Annotated in this window: 17 protein-coding genes and 1 pseudogene; 4 read left to right on the top strand and 14 right to left on the bottom strand. The window is 66.7% G+C overall.

Features of this window, described 5'->3' with window-relative positions:
- The 4 genes from ABY44_RS20945 to ABY44_RS20960 form a co-directional block, all read right to left on the bottom strand.
- Positions 1–1,080, bottom strand: a 1,080-nt coding sequence (locus tag ABY44_RS20945) for an aminotransferase (protein ID WP_431641787.1), incomplete at its 3' end; no start/stop codon positions are given.
- A gap of 37 nt (positions 1,081–1,117) precedes the next feature.
- Positions 1,118–2,455 (bottom strand): glutamine synthetase family protein, encoded by a 1,338-nt coding sequence (locus tag ABY44_RS20950; RefSeq protein WP_027788944.1) that lies wholly within the window; start codon positions 2,453–2,455, stop codon positions 1,118–1,120.
- Between the two features lie 29 nt (positions 2,456–2,484).
- On the bottom strand, positions 2,485–3,273 hold the full coding sequence (locus ABY44_RS20955) for a gamma-glutamyl-gamma-aminobutyrate hydrolase family protein (protein ID WP_060173885.1): 789 nt from the start codon (positions 3,271–3,273) through the stop codon (positions 2,485–2,487).
- Between the two features lie 283 nt (positions 3,274–3,556).
- Entirely contained in the window at positions 3,557–3,781 is a 225-nt protein-coding gene (locus ABY44_RS20960; RefSeq protein ID WP_072437498.1) for a hypothetical protein, read from the bottom strand.
- Between the two features lie 413 nt (positions 3,782–4,194).
- On the opposite strand from ABY44_RS20960, the gene ABY44_RS20965 reads away from it, so the two are divergent.
- Positions 4,195–4,746: a cupin domain-containing protein gene (locus ABY44_RS20965; protein WP_059490496.1), complete on the top strand. Its 552-nt coding sequence runs from the start codon at positions 4,195–4,197 to the stop codon at positions 4,744–4,746.
- 97 nt (positions 4,747–4,843) lie between these two features.
- The gene (locus tag ABY44_RS20970) at positions 4,844–6,334 is read left to right on the top strand and encodes an aldehyde dehydrogenase (RefSeq protein WP_021162114.1); all 1,491 of its coding nucleotides are present in this window, start codon (positions 4,844–4,846) and stop codon (positions 6,332–6,334) included.
- Positions 6,335–6,396: 62 nt separating this feature from the next.
- Here ABY44_RS20970 and ABY44_RS20975 read toward each other — a convergent pair whose 3' ends face one another.
- On the bottom strand, positions 6,397–6,597 hold the full coding sequence (locus ABY44_RS20975) for a heavy-metal-associated domain-containing protein (protein WP_021162112.1): 201 nt from the start codon (positions 6,595–6,597) through the stop codon (positions 6,397–6,399).
- Between the two features lie 363 nt (positions 6,598–6,960).
- Between ABY44_RS20975 and ABY44_RS20980 the strand changes: the two genes are divergently transcribed.
- Both ABY44_RS20980 and ABY44_RS20985 read left to right on the top strand, forming a co-directional pair.
- Positions 6,961–7,293: a cupredoxin domain-containing protein gene (locus ABY44_RS20980; RefSeq protein ID WP_027788948.1), complete on the top strand. Its 333-nt coding sequence runs from the start codon at positions 6,961–6,963 to the stop codon at positions 7,291–7,293.
- 12 nt (positions 7,294–7,305) lie between these two features.
- Positions 7,306–8,142, top strand: coding sequence for an FTR1 family iron permease (locus ABY44_RS20985; RefSeq protein WP_048025393.1), 837 nt, complete (start codon positions 7,306–7,308; stop codon positions 8,140–8,142).
- Positions 8,143–8,251: 109 nt separating this feature from the next.
- Here ABY44_RS20985 and ABY44_RS20990 read toward each other — a convergent pair whose 3' ends face one another.
- The 9 genes and pseudogenes from ABY44_RS20990 to ABY44_RS21030 form a co-directional block, all read right to left on the bottom strand.
- Complete coding sequence (locus tag ABY44_RS20990) at positions 8,252–8,470, bottom strand: hypothetical protein (RefSeq protein ID WP_021162109.1); 219 nt, start codon at positions 8,468–8,470, stop codon at positions 8,252–8,254.
- Positions 8,470–8,925, bottom strand: a complete 456-nt coding sequence (locus ABY44_RS20995; protein WP_060173886.1) for a hypothetical protein — start codon at positions 8,923–8,925, stop codon at positions 8,470–8,472. Before ABY44_RS20995 ends, ABY44_RS20990 begins: the two co-directional genes overlap by 1 nt.
- A gap of 82 nt (positions 8,926–9,007) precedes the next feature.
- Positions 9,008–9,328 carry a helix-turn-helix domain-containing protein gene (locus tag ABY44_RS21000; protein WP_027788951.1) on the bottom strand — a complete coding sequence of 107 codons (321 nt, stop codon included), beginning with the start codon at positions 9,326–9,328 and terminating at the stop codon, positions 9,008–9,010.
- A pseudogene (locus tag ABY44_RS21005) lies at positions 9,324–9,536 on the bottom strand (type II toxin-antitoxin system RelE/ParE family toxin); the annotation flags it as partial. The gene ABY44_RS21000 and the pseudogene ABY44_RS21005, both read right to left, overlap by 5 nt.
- Before the next feature lie 135 nt (positions 9,537–9,671).
- Positions 9,672–11,489: a glutamine--fructose-6-phosphate transaminase (isomerizing) gene (gene glmS, locus ABY44_RS21010; protein ID WP_060173887.1), complete on the bottom strand. Its 1,818-nt coding sequence runs from the start codon at positions 11,487–11,489 to the stop codon at positions 9,672–9,674.
- A 53-nt stretch (positions 11,490–11,542) separates the two neighbouring features.
- Positions 11,543–12,904 carry a bifunctional UDP-N-acetylglucosamine diphosphorylase/glucosamine-1-phosphate N-acetyltransferase GlmU gene (glmU, locus tag ABY44_RS21015; protein ID WP_059695255.1) on the bottom strand — a complete coding sequence of 454 codons (1,362 nt, stop codon included), beginning with the start codon at positions 12,902–12,904 and terminating at the stop codon, positions 11,543–11,545.
- Between the two features lie 135 nt (positions 12,905–13,039).
- Complete coding sequence (gene ttcA, locus ABY44_RS21020) at positions 13,040–14,035, bottom strand: tRNA 2-thiocytidine(32) synthetase TtcA (RefSeq protein WP_059695257.1); 996 nt, start codon at positions 14,033–14,035, stop codon at positions 13,040–13,042.
- Positions 14,032–14,436: a dihydroneopterin aldolase gene (locus ABY44_RS21025; protein WP_027788955.1), complete on the bottom strand. Its 405-nt coding sequence runs from the start codon at positions 14,434–14,436 to the stop codon at positions 14,032–14,034. Before ABY44_RS21025 ends, ttcA begins: the two co-directional genes overlap by 4 nt.
- A gap of 78 nt (positions 14,437–14,514) precedes the next feature.
- A partial coding sequence (locus ABY44_RS21030; RefSeq protein WP_431641799.1) for a Rossmann fold domain-containing protein occupies positions 14,515–14,781 on the bottom strand: 267 nt, incomplete at its 5' end.

A 14,781-nucleotide genomic window follows, 5' to 3' on the forward strand; every position in this document is an offset into this window, starting at 1 on the left:
CAGCAGCTTCAGGTTCGCGACCGCGACGGCTGCCGCCACCGGGTGGCCCGAGTACGTGAGGCCGTGGTTGAATTCGCCGTTGTCGATGATCGGCCGCGCCACCCGCTCGTGAATGCCGACGGCCCCCATCGGCACGTAGCCCGACGTGAGGCCCTTGGCCATCGTGATCAGGTCCGGCTCGAAGCCGAAGTGCTGGTGCGCGAACCATTCGCCGGTGCGCCCGAAGCCGCCGATCACTTCGTCGGCCACCAGCAGGATGTCGTACTTGCGGCAGATCCGCTGGATTTCCGGCCAGTACGTCGACGGCGGGAAGATCACGCCGCCCGCGCCCTGGAACGGCTCGCCGATGAAGGCCGCGACGTTTTCCGCGCCGAGTTCGAGGATCTTCGCCTCGAGCTGCTGCGCGCGGGCCAGGCCGAACGCTTCCGGCGTTTCGCCGGCCGCCGCCTCGCCGAAGAAATACGGCTGGTCGATGTGCACGATGTGCTCGACCTTCGACGGCATCTGCTCGTGCATGTAGCCCATCCCGCCGAGCGTGCCGCCCGCGATCGTCGAGCCGTGGTAGCCGTTCTTGCGCGAGATCACGACCTTCTTCTGCGGCTGGCCCTGCACGCGCCAGTACTGGTGCACGAGACGCAGCACGGTATCGTTGCCTTCCGAGCCGCTGTTGCAATAGAAGAAGTGGTTGAAGCCCTTCGGCGTGACTTCCGCGAGCATCGCGGAGAGTTCGATCACCGGCGGGTGCGTGGTCTTGAAGAAGGTGTTGTAGAACGGCAGTTCCTGGATCTGGCGATACGCGGCGTCGGCGAGTTCCTTGCGGCCGTAGCCGACGTTCACGCACCAGAGGCCGGCCATCCCGTCGATGACCTTGTTGCCGTCCGAGTCCCACAGGTAGACGCCGTCGGCCTTCACGATCACGCGGCTGCCCGCGCGGTTCAGCGCACCCATGTCCGAGAACGGGTGGATGTGGTGCGCGGCGTCGAGCGCGCGGTATTCGGCGGTCGAGCGCGCCTGCGTCGTGCGCGGTGCGGCGGCCGGCGCGGCGGGCTGGATCCAGGCAGATTCGTTGCGGTACGTCATGTTTCCTCCGTGTTTCCGTATTCGGTTGTGTGCACGCTCAGACGTGCAGCAGCAGATGGCGGCGTTCCCACGAGCTGATCACGCGGAAGAACGCTTCGTATTCGGTTTCCTTCAGCGCGAAATACGCCTTCAGGAACTTGTGGCCGAGGATCTCGCCGAGCGGCTCGCACGCGGCCATCAGCGTCAGCCCTTCCTCGAGGTTGCGCGGCAGCTGGTACGGCAGGTCGTAGCCGTCGCTGACGAGCGGCTCGGTCGGTTCCAGGCGCTGCGTCATGCCGAGGTAGCCGGCCGCGAGCGTCGCGGCGAGCGCGAGGTACGGGTTGCAGTCGACGCCCGGAATCCGGTTCTCGATGCGACGTGCCGACGGGCCCGAGTGCGGGATGCGGAAGCCGACCGTGCGGTTGTCGTAGCCCCACTGCACGTTGATCGGCGCGGCCATGAAGCGCGACAGGCGGCGATACGAGTTGATGTACGGCGCGAAGATCGGCATCAGCGCCGGCGTGTATTTCTGCAGCCCCGCGAGGTAGTTGTAGAACATCGACGTCGCGCCGCCGGTTTCGGGCGACGTGAACAGGTTCTGGCCCGTTTCCTCGTCGACGATGCTCTGGTGCACGTGCATCGCCGAACCCGGTTCGTCTTCCATCGGCTTGGCCATGAACGTCGCGTACATGTTGTGACGCAGCGCGGCCTCGCGCACCGTGCGCTTGAACAGGAACACCTGGTCGGCCAGCGACAGCGCGTCGCCGTGCATGAAGTTGATCTCCATCTGCGCGGCGCCGACTTCGTGGATCAGCGTGTCGATGTCGAGGTTCTGCGATTCGCAGTACTCGTAGATGTCCTCGAACAGCGGGTCGAACTCGTTGACGGCCTCGATCGAATACGACTGGCGGCCCGTTTCCGGGCGGCCCGTGCGGCCGACCGGCGGACGCAGCGGCAGGTCGGGATCCTTGTTCATGTCGACCAGGTAGAACTCGAGCTCGGGCGCGACGACGGGCTTCCAGCCCTTCGCCTTGTACAGGTCGAGCACGCGGCGCAGCACGTAGCGCGGCGAGATCTCGACCGGCGAGCCGTCGAAGTGCACGCAGTCGTGGATCACCTGCGCGGTCGGGTCGACGGCCCACGGGATCAGGCGAATCGTCGACGTGTCGGGCACGCACACCATGTCGGGGTCGGTCACGCCGGTCAGCGAACCGTCTTCCGGATATTCGCCGGTGACGGTCTGCACCATCACGGCTTGCGGCAGGCGCATCGATTCGCCGGACGTGAACTTGTTGCGGGGCGTGATCTTGCCGCGCGCGATGCCGGCCATGTCGGGAATGATCGCTTCGATCTCGGTGATCCGGTACTGCTTCAGGAAATCTTCGATGTCTTGCATGTCTGTTCTCGTTGGTTGGGTCGGCGCGCTCAGGCGAGCGCGGCGGCGGCCGTGGCGCGCGTGCGGGCGGCGCGGCGCGCGCGGCAGGCATCGCCGAAGGCGCGGAAGATCGCGCTCGACAGCGGGTCCTGCGCATGCCGCCATTCCGGGTGCCACTGCACGGCGAGGGCGAAAGCCGGTGCATCGACGACGCTCACGGCTTCGACCAGGCCGTCCGGCGCGACGGCTTCGACGGCGAGGCCGGAGCCGAGCTGCGCGATGCCCTGCTTGTGCAGCGAGTTCACGCGCACTTCGTCGCGGCCGCCGGCGAGCGCGTGCAGCTTGCCGCCGGGCGTCAGTCGCACGACGTGCGCGGGGCCGTATTGCGTGTCCATCGGCGCGTCGTCGTCCTCGCGGTGATCGGCGAAGCCCGGCACTTCATGCACGCGCTGATGCAGCGTGCCGCCGCAGACGACGTTCAGCTCCTGGAAGCCGCGGCAGACTGCGAGCACCGGCACGCCCGCGGCGATCGCCGCGCGCAGCAGCGGCAGCGTCGTCGCATCGCGGGCCGGGTCGTGCTTCGTGCCGGGTGCGCTCGGTTCGCCGCCGTACAGGTGCGGCTCGACGTTCGAGTAGCTGCCGGTGAACAGCAGGCCGTCGACCGTGTCGAGGATGTCGTCGGTCGACTGGCGCTCGCCGAGCGCGGGCAGCACCATCGCGAGCGCCTGCGCGCCGTCGACGATCGCGGCGACGTATTTGTCGCCGACCGTATGCGACGCGTGTGCACCGATCTGCGTGTGGTCGGCGGTGATGCCGACGAGTGGTTTCCTTCTTTCCATGACGTCAATCAGTTATCCGGAGGGTTGTTGCGTACGTCTTGCCGGATGTGGCGAAACGCCGGCGTGCAACAGCCCCGCAGCCTGGCGCAAAGCGCAAGGCCGCTGGTGAATGGGCGCAACGGGATGGCGTGGCGATCCGCGCTGCGCGCGACGATCAGGCCGTCGTTCGTTTCATTGCGATACGCGACGCGGCAACGAATGCGCGAACGCGTTCCGTCACCGCATGGACCATGCGGTTGGCGAATCAGCAAACGAAACGAACGACGTAAAGAAAGGAGAGGCGCTACGGCAGCAGCGACGCCACTTCGTCGGTATCGACGGCGACGAATGCGCGTGCGGAAACGGCGTTGTGGCGCCGAACGGAACGACGGGAAAGGATGGTGTAGATCGACAGATGCTGCAGGCGAGGACTATGCCAGCCGCAACTGCCATCGGAAGGGGATGCCGCGCTGCGCGAACTTCGCGCCACGCTTCGATCCCACCTCACCAGAGGGCCACGGACTCTCACGATTACACTCGACTGGGTTGTTGAAAGTATTGAACACCCGACCGTTTCGACGCACTGGGCGTTTAAAATAATCAAGGCGCCGGTTACGCGTCATTTACATCGAAGGGCATCAATTTTTGCGTTGCAATAACGCTTTTTGCTGCCGATGAACGCTTGATGACGCGAACCTGAGAGCCAGCATATACGAGCCAAAAACGGCGTCAAATGTTTTTTAACGGTGTTGCATCAGGGCTTTCCCGAGCAGTGCAAACAAAAGATTCGCAAACGGAATAATCGACGGGGTGTTCATTATTTCGAACGCCTTTCAGGGTTTTCCCCGCTGATGTGCGGCATAAAGTGATTAGAATATTCAACGGCTGTCCACTGCGTCGTTTCACTTTGTCATCGCACCTATCGTGTCCGAAACCGAATCGATGTCCACCGAAGTCGCCGAGCGCCTGCGTTTCGTGCGCAACAAGCATGGCCTGTCGCAGCGCGAACTCGCGAAGCGGGCCGGCGTGACCAACGGCACGATCTCGCTGATCGAACAGGGCCGCGTGAGCCCGTCGGTCGGCTCGCTGAAGAAGCTGCTGGAATGTATCCCGATGAGTCTCGCGGAGTTCTTCACGTTCGAGCTCGTCGAGTCGCGTTCGGTCGTGTCGCGTCGCGACGAGATGCCGAACCTCGGCAACGACACGCTCGCGTTTCATCTGGTCGGCGCGAGCGTGAAGGACCGCAACATGTGCATCCTGCGCGAGGTCTACCAGCCGCACGCCGATACGGGGCCCGAGATGCTCGTGCACGCGGGGCACGAGGGCGGTGTCGTCGTGTCGGGCCGGCTCGAGCTGACCGTCGACGGCGCGACGTGGCTGCTCGACCCCGGAGACGGCTATTACTTCGAAAGCCGTTTGCCGCACCGTTTTCGCAATCCCAGCGCGGACCTGATCTGCGAGGTCGTCTCGGCCAATTCGCCGGCGACCTTCTGACCTCCCGACCGCGCATCACCGCATTCGCTGCCGGCCGGCTGCGCGTCACGCGCAGCGGCGCGTCGCATCGCGAATGCCAAAAAACTGAGGCATCCTGATGAACAAGTTGACTTTGGCTGACTGGCAGGACAAGGCGGCGTCGCTCGAGATCGAAGGGCGCGCATTCATCGACGGCGCGTCGCGCGACGCGCACGGCGGCAAGACGTTCGACTGCGTGAGCCCGATCGACGGCCGCGTGCTCGCGAAGGTCGCCGATTGCGGCGAAGCCGACGTGAACGCGGCCGTCGCGGCGGCGCGTCGCGCGTTCGACGCGGGCGTGTGGGCCGGGCTGAACCCGCGTGCGCGCAAGGCCGTGCTGCTGCGCTGGGCTGCGCTGATGCGCGAGCACCTCGACGAGCTGTCGCTGCTCGAAACGCTCGACGCGGGCAAGCCGATCGGCGACACGACGACGGTCGACGTGCCGGGCGCCGCGTATTGCGTTGAATGGTTCGCGGAAGCGATCGACAAGGTGGGCGGCGAGGTCGCGCCGGCGGATCATCATCTCGTCGGTCTCGTCACGCGCGAGCCGGTCGGCGTGGTGGCCGCCGTCGTGCCGTGGAACTTCCCGATCCTGATGGCCGCATGGAAATTCGGCCCCGCGCTCGCGGCCGGCAACAGCGTCGTGCTGAAGCCGTCGGAGAAATCGCCGCTGACCGCGATCCGCGTCGCACAGCTCGCGTACGAAGCCGGCATTCCGGCGGGCGTGTTCAACGTCGTACCGGGGGCCGGCGAGCCCGGCAAGCTGCTCGCGCTGCATCGCGACGTCGACTGCATCGCATTCACCGGCTCGACGGCAGTGGGCAAGCTGATCATGCAGTACGCCGCGCAGTCGAACCTGAAGCGCGCGTGGCTCGAGCTCGGCGGCAAGTCGCCGAACATCGTGCTGCCCGATTGTCCCGATCTCGACCGCGCGGCGCAGGCGGCCGCCGGCGCGATCTTCTACAACATGGGCGAGATGTGCACGGCCGGCTCGCGGCTGCTCGTGCATCGCGACATCAAGGATGCGTTCATCGAGAAGCTCGTCGCGGCCGCGCGTGCGTACGTGCCCGGCAATCCGCTCGATCCGTCGGTGTCGATGGGCGCGATCGTCGACGGCATCCAGCTCGAGCGTGTGCTCGGTTATATCGAGGCCGGGCGCAGCGAGGGCCGGCTCGTCACCGGCGGTGCGCGCGTGAAGGCGGAAACGGGCGGCTTCTACGTGGAGCCGACGGTGTTCGAGGTGAAGCCGGATGCGAGGATCGCACGCGAGGAGATCTTCGGGCCCGTGCTGTCGGTGATCGTGTTCGACGACGTCGACGAGGCCGTGCGGATCGCGAACGATACCGAGTACGGGCTGGCCGCGGCCGTGTGGACGTCGAACCTGACGACCGCGCACGACGTGTCGCGCCGGCTGCGCGCGGGCACCGTCTGGGTGAACTGCTACGACGAGGGCGGCGACATGAACTTCCCGTTCGGCGGCTACAAGCAGTCGGGCAACGGCCGCGACAAGTCGCTGCACGCGCTCGAGAAGTACACCGAACTGAAGTCGACGCTGATCCGGCTGCGCTGATGCACTGCGGGGCGCGGGCGCAGCGCCGTACGGCGTGTGCCCGCGCTCGCGTTGTGCGTAAGTTATGCGGTGCGCAGCGCGGGGTGGAAGCCGGCGGCTTCGATGATCGACTGCACGCGCTCGGCGCCTTGCGCCGACTCGACCTTGACGATCTTCGCCGCGACGTCGATGTCGAGCTTCGCGGCGGGATCGGCGGCCGTCACCGCGCGCGTGATTGCATTGGCGCAGCCGCCGCAGGTCATGTCCTGGACTTCGAATTCCATCGTGTTCTCCTGAGTTGACGATTGACAAGCATCGACAGCATGAAGCTTGCCACGGTGGGAAGGTCAAGCGTACGCGTGTCGACGAAGTTCCGTGTCGCGGCTCCGGTGTGACGACAGTAGTGCGGCGACAGCGTGTTGTAAAGGTGATGTCTGATGAATGGCGGGCGGGCTTTTGACGTCATTCGGCACTTGTCCCGATTGACGGTGAAGCGTTCCGGGCGAAGCGGGGCGGATGCCTTGCCGGGCAAGGCGTGGCGGCGCTCCATGAAGCACGATCACCATGTCGCCAGTAAGGGTACGCGAGTTGGAAATGCGAATCGATCTTAGTATCAGCTCCCTTCGATATTTCAATTCGTTACCCCCATGAACCGTTTTGCTTTCGGCTTTTCGCTGGCGCTGCTGGGCGCATCGGCAACGTCCGCATTCGCGGCCGACGATGTCGTCAACCTGACCCTGAAGGATCACAAGTTTTCGCCGGACGGCGTGACGATCCCGGCCGGCAAGAAGGTGAAGTTCGTCGTGAAGAACCTCGACGCGACGCCCGCCGAATTCGAGAGCGACGATTTCAAGGCGGAGAAGGTCGTGCCTGCCGGCAAGTCGGTGGAGATCCTGGTCGGGCCGCTGAAGGCCGGAACCTACGAGTTCCACGACGAGTATCACGAAGCGCAGTCGAAGACGCAGCTGACCGTCAAGTAAGCGGATACGGACATGCTGTCGACTGCCCTGATCGTCTTTCGTGAAGTGCTCGAGGCCGCGCTGGTGGTGTCGATCGTGATGGCCGCGACGAAAGGCGTGCCGCGGCGCGGCTGGTGGGTCGGCGGCGGGCTGGCGGGCGGCGTGATCGGCGCCGGCCTGATCGCGGCGTTCGCCGACGTGATCTCGCAATGGGCATCCGGCATGGGGCAGGAGGTCTTCAACGCGGGCGTGATGTTCGTCGCGACGCTGATGCTCGCATGGCACAGCATCTGGATGAGCCGGCACGGTCGCGAGATGGCGATGCAGATGACCGCGGTCGGGCGTGCCGTCGCGGCCGGCAGCAAGCCGCTGACGGGGCTCGCGATCGTGGTCGGCGTCGCGGTGCTGCGCGAAGGCTCCGAGGCCGTGCTGTTCCTGTACGGCATCGCGGCGGGCGATCCGGGGCAGACACCGCAGATGATCGTCGGCGGGCTGCTCGGCGTGCTCGGCGGCGCCGGGCTCGGCTACGGGATGTATGCGGGCCTGCTGCAGATTCCGCTGAAGCGCCTGTTTTCCGTCACCAACTGGCTGATCGTGCTGCTCGCGGCGGGGATGGCCAGCCAGTGCGTCGGCTTCCTGCTCGCGGCAGGCCTCGTGCCGTCGTGGGGCGATGCGGTCTGGGATACGTCGTGGCTGCTCAAGGAATCGAGCATCGTCGGCAAGGCGCTGCATACGCTGATCGGCTATACCGCGCGCCCGGCGGGCATCCAGATCGTCGCGTATCTCGCGACGCTGGCCGCGATTGTCGGGCTGGCACGGTTCGTCGGCCGGCCGCAGGCGGCGGTGCGGCCGCCACGGGCCGCAGCTTGAGTTGTCCTGGTTCGAATGACAAAGGGGCGTCGATGACGCCCCTTTTTTCATTGTCGGCTCGCGGCCGACTCGTGTCCGGCGTCGATCACGGCGCGCAGGTTGCGCACGCTCAGCGGTGGCTGTCGATCCAGGCGCGGGCCCATTCGAGCCCCGCTTCGCGCGCGTCGTCCTCGGTGTCGAACACGCCGAGCACGCCGGACGCCTCCACCAGCTTGTTGTTCTGCGTGATCGTGCCGCTCGCCGCGAAGCGCTCGGGCTGCAGGATCTCGTCCTGCTGCAGGATCGCGTGGCCCCAGATCTGGTAGCCGTGGTAGGTTTGCGCTTCCATTATCGAGTCACCTCCGCGGAGCGGTTGTGCGTGCCGACGCGCAGCACGTTGCCGTCCGGTGTGTATTGCCGCGGGATGTCGGAGTAATTCAGTGCGTGCTGCGCATCGGGCGCAGCCGGCTGCATGACCGTCAGGCGTCCCGGTGCGGGCTGCGCGACGGGGCGCGGAGCGGCCGGCGTCTCGGCCGCGGTGGCGGGCGGACGATGCGAGCCGGCTTTCACCGCCTGCGCGACACGGCGCTTGTGCGGTTTCACCGCGGCTTTCGGCGTGGCATTCGCGTGCTTCTCCACGCTCTTGCCGGCGCGAGCATCGGCGCTGGTATGCGCGGCCGGCGTGCGGGCGGCCGGCTGCCGCGCCTCGGGCGGGTTCCAGACTTCGACGTAGTGCTCGGCGGCCCAGCCCGTCGACGCGAACGTCAGCGCCAGCAATCCGCATCCAAAGAGTCTTACTACCATTGTGTCTCCGTCATATTCGTTGCGGGGCGCGTCGCGGTATCCGGTGCGGGGGCGGCCGTGCAGGGGGATTCGGGGGGCCGGTTCAGGAGAACACCTCGAGCCCGTGTTTCTCGACGATCTGGAGCATCCGTGCGGCGATGCCGCTCGGCCGCTTGTCGCCCTGTTCCCATTGGCGGATCGTCGACGTTGTCGTGTTCAGGTAGAGCGCGAACACGCTCTGGCTGACATTGACGGATTTGCGGATGCGGGCGATGGCTTCCGGATCGAACCGCGGGGCGGCTTCGATGCAGAGATCGTCGTATTCGCGCATCGTCTTCTTGTCGATCAACGCGGCACGATAGAGGCCCGACGCGGCGCTGTGGGTCGCCTCCGTTGCGTCGCTCTTGAATCGACTCCTGGCCATTGCAAATCTCCACCCGCTCTTTCAGTGTGACCAGCGTCGCGATATCGGCGCCGGCGCGGCGCCCGACATTCGCGGCGAGCTTTCTGAAGGCACGCCGTTCGCGTTCGTCGATGTCGTCCCGGTCGGGCTTGGCGAACAGGAATACGAAAACCCGCACCTGCCCGACCTTGCTCGGCACGATCCCGCGCTGCCGATTACCGGCACGTCGGGCCGATCAGGTCAGCACAGGATTATATGCCACTACGTGGTACATATTTCGACCTGGCCGAATGGCCTGCTTCGTGCCGATACGGGTCGATACGGGGTCGGGACGGCATCGCGGGGCCGTCCCGGTCGTCCCGCCTTACTCCACCGTCACCGATTTCGCGAGGTTCCGCGGCTTGTCGACGTCGGTGCCGCGCGCGCACGCGGTGTGATACGCGAGCAACTGCAGCGGCACGACGTGCAGGATCGGCGACAGTTGCCCGTAATGCTCCGGCATCCGGATCACGTGCAGGCCGTCGTCGTTGACGATCTGCGTGTCGGCATCGGCGAACACGTACAGCTCGCCGCCGCGCGCACGCACTTCCTGCATGTTCGACTTCAGCTTCTCGAGCAGCGTGTCGTTCGGCGCGACCGTGACGACCGGCATCGCTTCCGTGACGAGCGCGAGCGGCCCGTGCTTCAGTTCGCCGGCCGGATAGGCCTCGGCGTGGATGTACGAGATTTCCTTCAGCTTCAGCGCGCCTTCGAGCGCGATCGGGTAGTGCAGCCCGCGGCCGAGGAACAGCGCGTTTTCCTTGCGCGCGAATTCCTCCGACCACGCGATGATCTGCGGCTCCAGCGCGAGCACGCTGTTCAGCGCGGCCGGCAGGTGGCGCAACTGCTTCAGGAACCCGGCTTCCTGCGCGGCATCGACGTGACCGCGCAGCTTGCCGAGCGTCGCGGCCAGCACGAACAGCGCGACGAGCTGCGTCGTGAACGCCTTCGTCGACGCAACGCCGATCTCGGTGCCCGCGTGCGTCAGGAACTGCATTTCGGTGAGGCGCACCATCGCGCTCGTCGCGACGTTGCACACCGCGAGCGTGTGCGTGTGGCCGAGCGACTGCGCGTGCTTGAGCGCCGCGAGCGTGTCGGCGGTCTCGCCCGACTGCGAGATTACGAGCACGAGCTGGCGCGGGTTCGGCACCGATTCGCGGTAGCGGTATTCGCTCGCGATCTCGACCTGGGTCGGGATCTTCGCGATCGATTCGAGCCAGTATTTGGCGGTGAGGCCCGAGTAGTAGCTCGTGCCGCATGCGAGGATCAGCAGGCTGTCGATCTCCGCGAACGCGGCGGGCGCGGCGTCGCCGAACAGCGTCGCGTCGAAGGCTTCCGTCTGCGGCACGGTATCGCTGATCGCGCGCGGCTGCTCGAAGATTTCCTTCTGCATGAAGTGGCGATACGGGCCCAGCTCGACCGCGCCGCCGTATGCGCTGACCACGCGGATCTCGCGCTGCGCGAGCGCGCCGTCCCGGTCGACGATCTTCACGCCGTCGAGCGACAGCTCGCACACGTCGCCTTCCTCGAGGAACGTGAAGTGGTCGGTGCTGCCCGCGAGCGCGAGCGCGTCGGACGCGAGAAAGTTCTCGCCGTCGCCGTGGCCGACCACGAGCGGCGAGCCCTGGCGCGCGCCGACGACGGTGTGCGGCTGGTCCTTGTGGATCACGGCGATCGCATACGCGCCGTGCAGCTGCTGCACGGCTTCGCGCACCGCGTCGAACAGGTTGCCGCGATACAGGCTGTGCACGAGGTGGGCGATCACTTCGGTGTCGGTTTGCGACACGAATTCGTAGCCCTTCGCGCGCAGCGCTTCGCGCAGCGGCTCGAAGTTCTCGATGATGCCGTTGTGGACGAGCGCGAGCGCGTTCGACGAGAAGATCGGGTGCGCGTTGTGCGTGACGGGCGCGCCGTGCGTGGCCCAGCGCGTGTGCGCGACGCCGGTCGTGCCTTCGAGATGCGATTCGCGCACCTGCGCGTCGAGATCGGCGACGCGTTCGACGCTGCGCGCGCGCTTCGGCGCATCCGGCTCGAGCACGGCGACGCCGCACGAGTCGTAGCCACGGTATTCGAGGCGCCGCAAACCTTCGATCAGCACCGGAACGATATTACGTTGCGCAACTGCGCCGACAATGCCACACATGAGGATCAGTCCTGTAAGTCGACGCGGGCGCCGTCGGGGCGCCCGCAAAAGGTTCAGCTTTTCTTCTTGACCGGGCGGACGTAGCCGCTCTTCGCGGTCTGGGTCTTCTCGTTCAACGCGAGCAGGCCTTCGGCCACGTCCTTCCAGATCGTCGTGCCGGCGGCGATCGTCACGCCGCGGCCGACGCGCACGGGCGCGACCAGCTGCGTGTCGGAGCCGACGAACACGTCGTCCTCGATCACGGTGCGGAACTTGTTCGCGCCGTCGTAGTTGCAGGTGATCGTGCCCGCGCCGATGTTCACGCGCGCGCCGATGTCGGCGTCGCCGATGTACGTGAGGTGGTTCGCCTTCGAGCCGTGGCCGATCACCGCGTTCTTCACCTCGACGAAGTTGCCGACGTGCGCTTCGTCCGCGAGCTGCGCACCGGGGCGCAGCCGTGCGTACGGGCCGATCACGGTGTGCGCGCCGAGCTCGGCGCCATCGATGTGCGTGAACGCGTCGATGCGCGTGCCCGCGCCGACCGACGCGTTGCGGATCACGCAGTTCGCGCCGATCGTCACGTTGTCCGCGAGCGTCACGTTGCCCTCGAACACGCAGTTCACGTCGATCGACACGTCGCGGCCGCAGCGCAGCGTGCCGCGCACGTCGACGCGCGCCGGATCGGCGAGCGTGACGCCGTCGACGAGCAGCGTTTCCGCGATATTGCGCTGATGAATGCGTTCGAGCTCGGCAAGCTGCGCCTTGCTGTTCACGCCGAGCGTTTCCCATTCCTCGTCGGGCTGCGCGGTGACGACCTCGAAACCGGCCTCGATCGCGAGTTCGACGACGTCGGTCAGGTAGTACTCGCCCTGCGCGTTCTCGTTCTTCAGTGCGCCGAGCCACATCGACAGCTGGGCCGTGGGCGTGACGATGATGCCCGTGTTGATCTCGGCGATCTTCAGCTGTTCGGGCGACGCGTCCTTCTGCTCGACGATGCGTGTGACGAAGCCGGCCGCGTCGCGCACGATGCGGCCGTAGCCGGTCGGATCGTCGAGCGTGACGGTCAGAATCCCGTAGCGGCCTTCGCGCGCGGCATCGACGAGGCGCTGCAGCGTCGACGCGCGCGTGAGCGGCACGTCGCCGTACAGCACGAGCGTCGGTTGCGCGGGATCGAGGAGCGGCAGCGCCTGACGCACCGCGTGGCCGGTGCCGAGCTGCTCTGCCTGCACCGCGAACTGGACGTCGGGCGCGGCGACGGCGGCCTGGACCTGCTCGGCACCGTGACCGACGACGACGACGAGCCGGGACGGCTGCAGCGTGCGCGCGGTGTCGATGACGTGGGAGAGGAGCGGCCTGCCGGCCAGGGGGTGAAGCACTTTCGGCAGCGCGGAACGCATGCGCTTGCCGGTGCCTGCCGCCAAAATCACGATATTCATGGCGCCAGCTTGTCAGAGGAGTTCGAAGCCGACCATTTTAGCATGCAGCCCCTGCCGTTCCGGGCCTGTCGCGGCGGGGCGACGGCGCCGGAAAAGGGCCGCGCGGCCCCGTTCCGGCGGGTGTTCGGGCCCTGCTTACAGGTCGTCGAACTGGACGATCGAGATCGGCCGGGCGCCACCCGGCGCCGCCGCGTCGTCGCCCGATGCGCACGGTTCCTCGTCGAACGCGATGTCGCCTTGCGGATCGGCCTCGCCGGTCGCGCGCAGCGACTGGAACGGGTACAGCGTCGTGTCCATCAGGTGCGACGGCACGACCTTCGCGAGCGCGTTGAACATGTTGTCGACGCGGCCCGGGAAGCGCTTGTCCCATTCGCGGATCAGCGCCTTCATTTCCGCGCGCTTCAGGTTCGGCTGGCTGCCGCACAGGTTGCACGGGATGATCGGGAATTCGCGCAGTTCCGCGTATTTCTCGAGATCGGTTTCCTTCACGTACGCGAGCGGGCGGATCACGATGTTCTTGCCGTCGTCCGACTGCAGCTTCGGCGGCATCCCCTTCAGCTTGCCGCCGTAGAACATGTTGAGCAGCAGCGTCTGCACGATGTCGTCGCGGTGATGGCCGAGCGCGATCTTGGTCGCGCCGAGCTCGCCGGCCACGCGGTACAGGATCCCGCGGCGCAGGCGCGAGCACAGCGAGCAGGTCGTCTTGCCTTCGGGCACGAGCCGCTTGACGATGCTGTAGGTGTCCTGGTTCTCGATGTGGAACGGCACGCCGACCTGCTTCAGGTACTCGGGCAGCACGTGCTCGGGGAAGCCCGGCTGCTTCTGGTCGAGATTCACCGCGACGATGTCGAAATCGATCGGCGCGCGCTCGCGCAGGCGCAGCAGCACGTCGAGCATCGCGTAGCTGTCCTTGCCGCCCGACAGGCACACCATCACCTTGTCGCCTTGCTCGATCATGTTGAAGTCGCCGATTGCCTGGCCGACCTGGCGCACGATCCGCTTGAACAGCTTGTTGTTCTCGTACGCTTCCTTCTGCTCGCGGCGCGTCAGCGCCTGGCGGCCGGCCGGGGCGGCGGCTGCGTCGTGGGTGGCGGCATCGGCCGCCGCGTCGTTCATGTGGGGGGCGTTCATGCGCGCTCCTCGTCCTTGATGCGAAAGACTTCGACGCCGACGGCGTCGCAGTCCGGATAAGCGTCCGGTTTCTCGGTACAGACGCGTACCGCGCGCACGGCGTCGTGCGCCAGCAGGTGCGCGGCGATCGCGTCGCACAGCGTTTCCTGCAGGTGGATGTGGCCGCGCGCCACGCATTGCGCGACGCTCTGCTTCATCAGGTCGTAGTCGACGACTTCATGCAGCCGGTCGTCCACGGGAGTGGACATCGCGAGCGGCACGAACAGGTCGACGTTGATGACGACGCGCTGCTCGCCGCGCTTCTCGTGTTCGAAGGCACCGATGTTGATGTGCACTTCGTAGTCGCGCAGGTAGAGCCTGCGGCAGTCCGCGAGGCGGGGGTGCAGGAGAGCGGAAAACATGGTCGTCCCAGTCAAATTGGCGTGCGCACACGCAAAGCGGCGCGGGCGGCGGCAGTCAGGCCGCGCGATCCGCGCAGTTCATTCATTCGGGCCGGCGGCGGGCGGCACGAGGTGCTCGCCGCCGTCGACGGTCAGCGTCGCGCCCGTGACGCCGGGCGCGCTCGCGAGATAGCAGGCGGCCGCGGCGATGTCGTCCGCGTGCGCCGCGTGGCCGCGCACGAGCGCCGCGACCCGCACCTTCGGCGCGAGCGCCAGCGCCAGCGCCGACGTCGCGCGGTTCAGCGCGGCCTGCATCAGCGCGTGCGACAACTGCGCAGGCGCAGGGTGAAACAGCGCCTGGTCCAG

This window comes from Burkholderia sp. ZZQ-2, from assembly GCF_050768715.1.
GTDB classification, from domain to species: Bacteria; Pseudomonadota; Gammaproteobacteria; order Burkholderiales; family Burkholderiaceae; genus Burkholderia; species Burkholderia cepacia.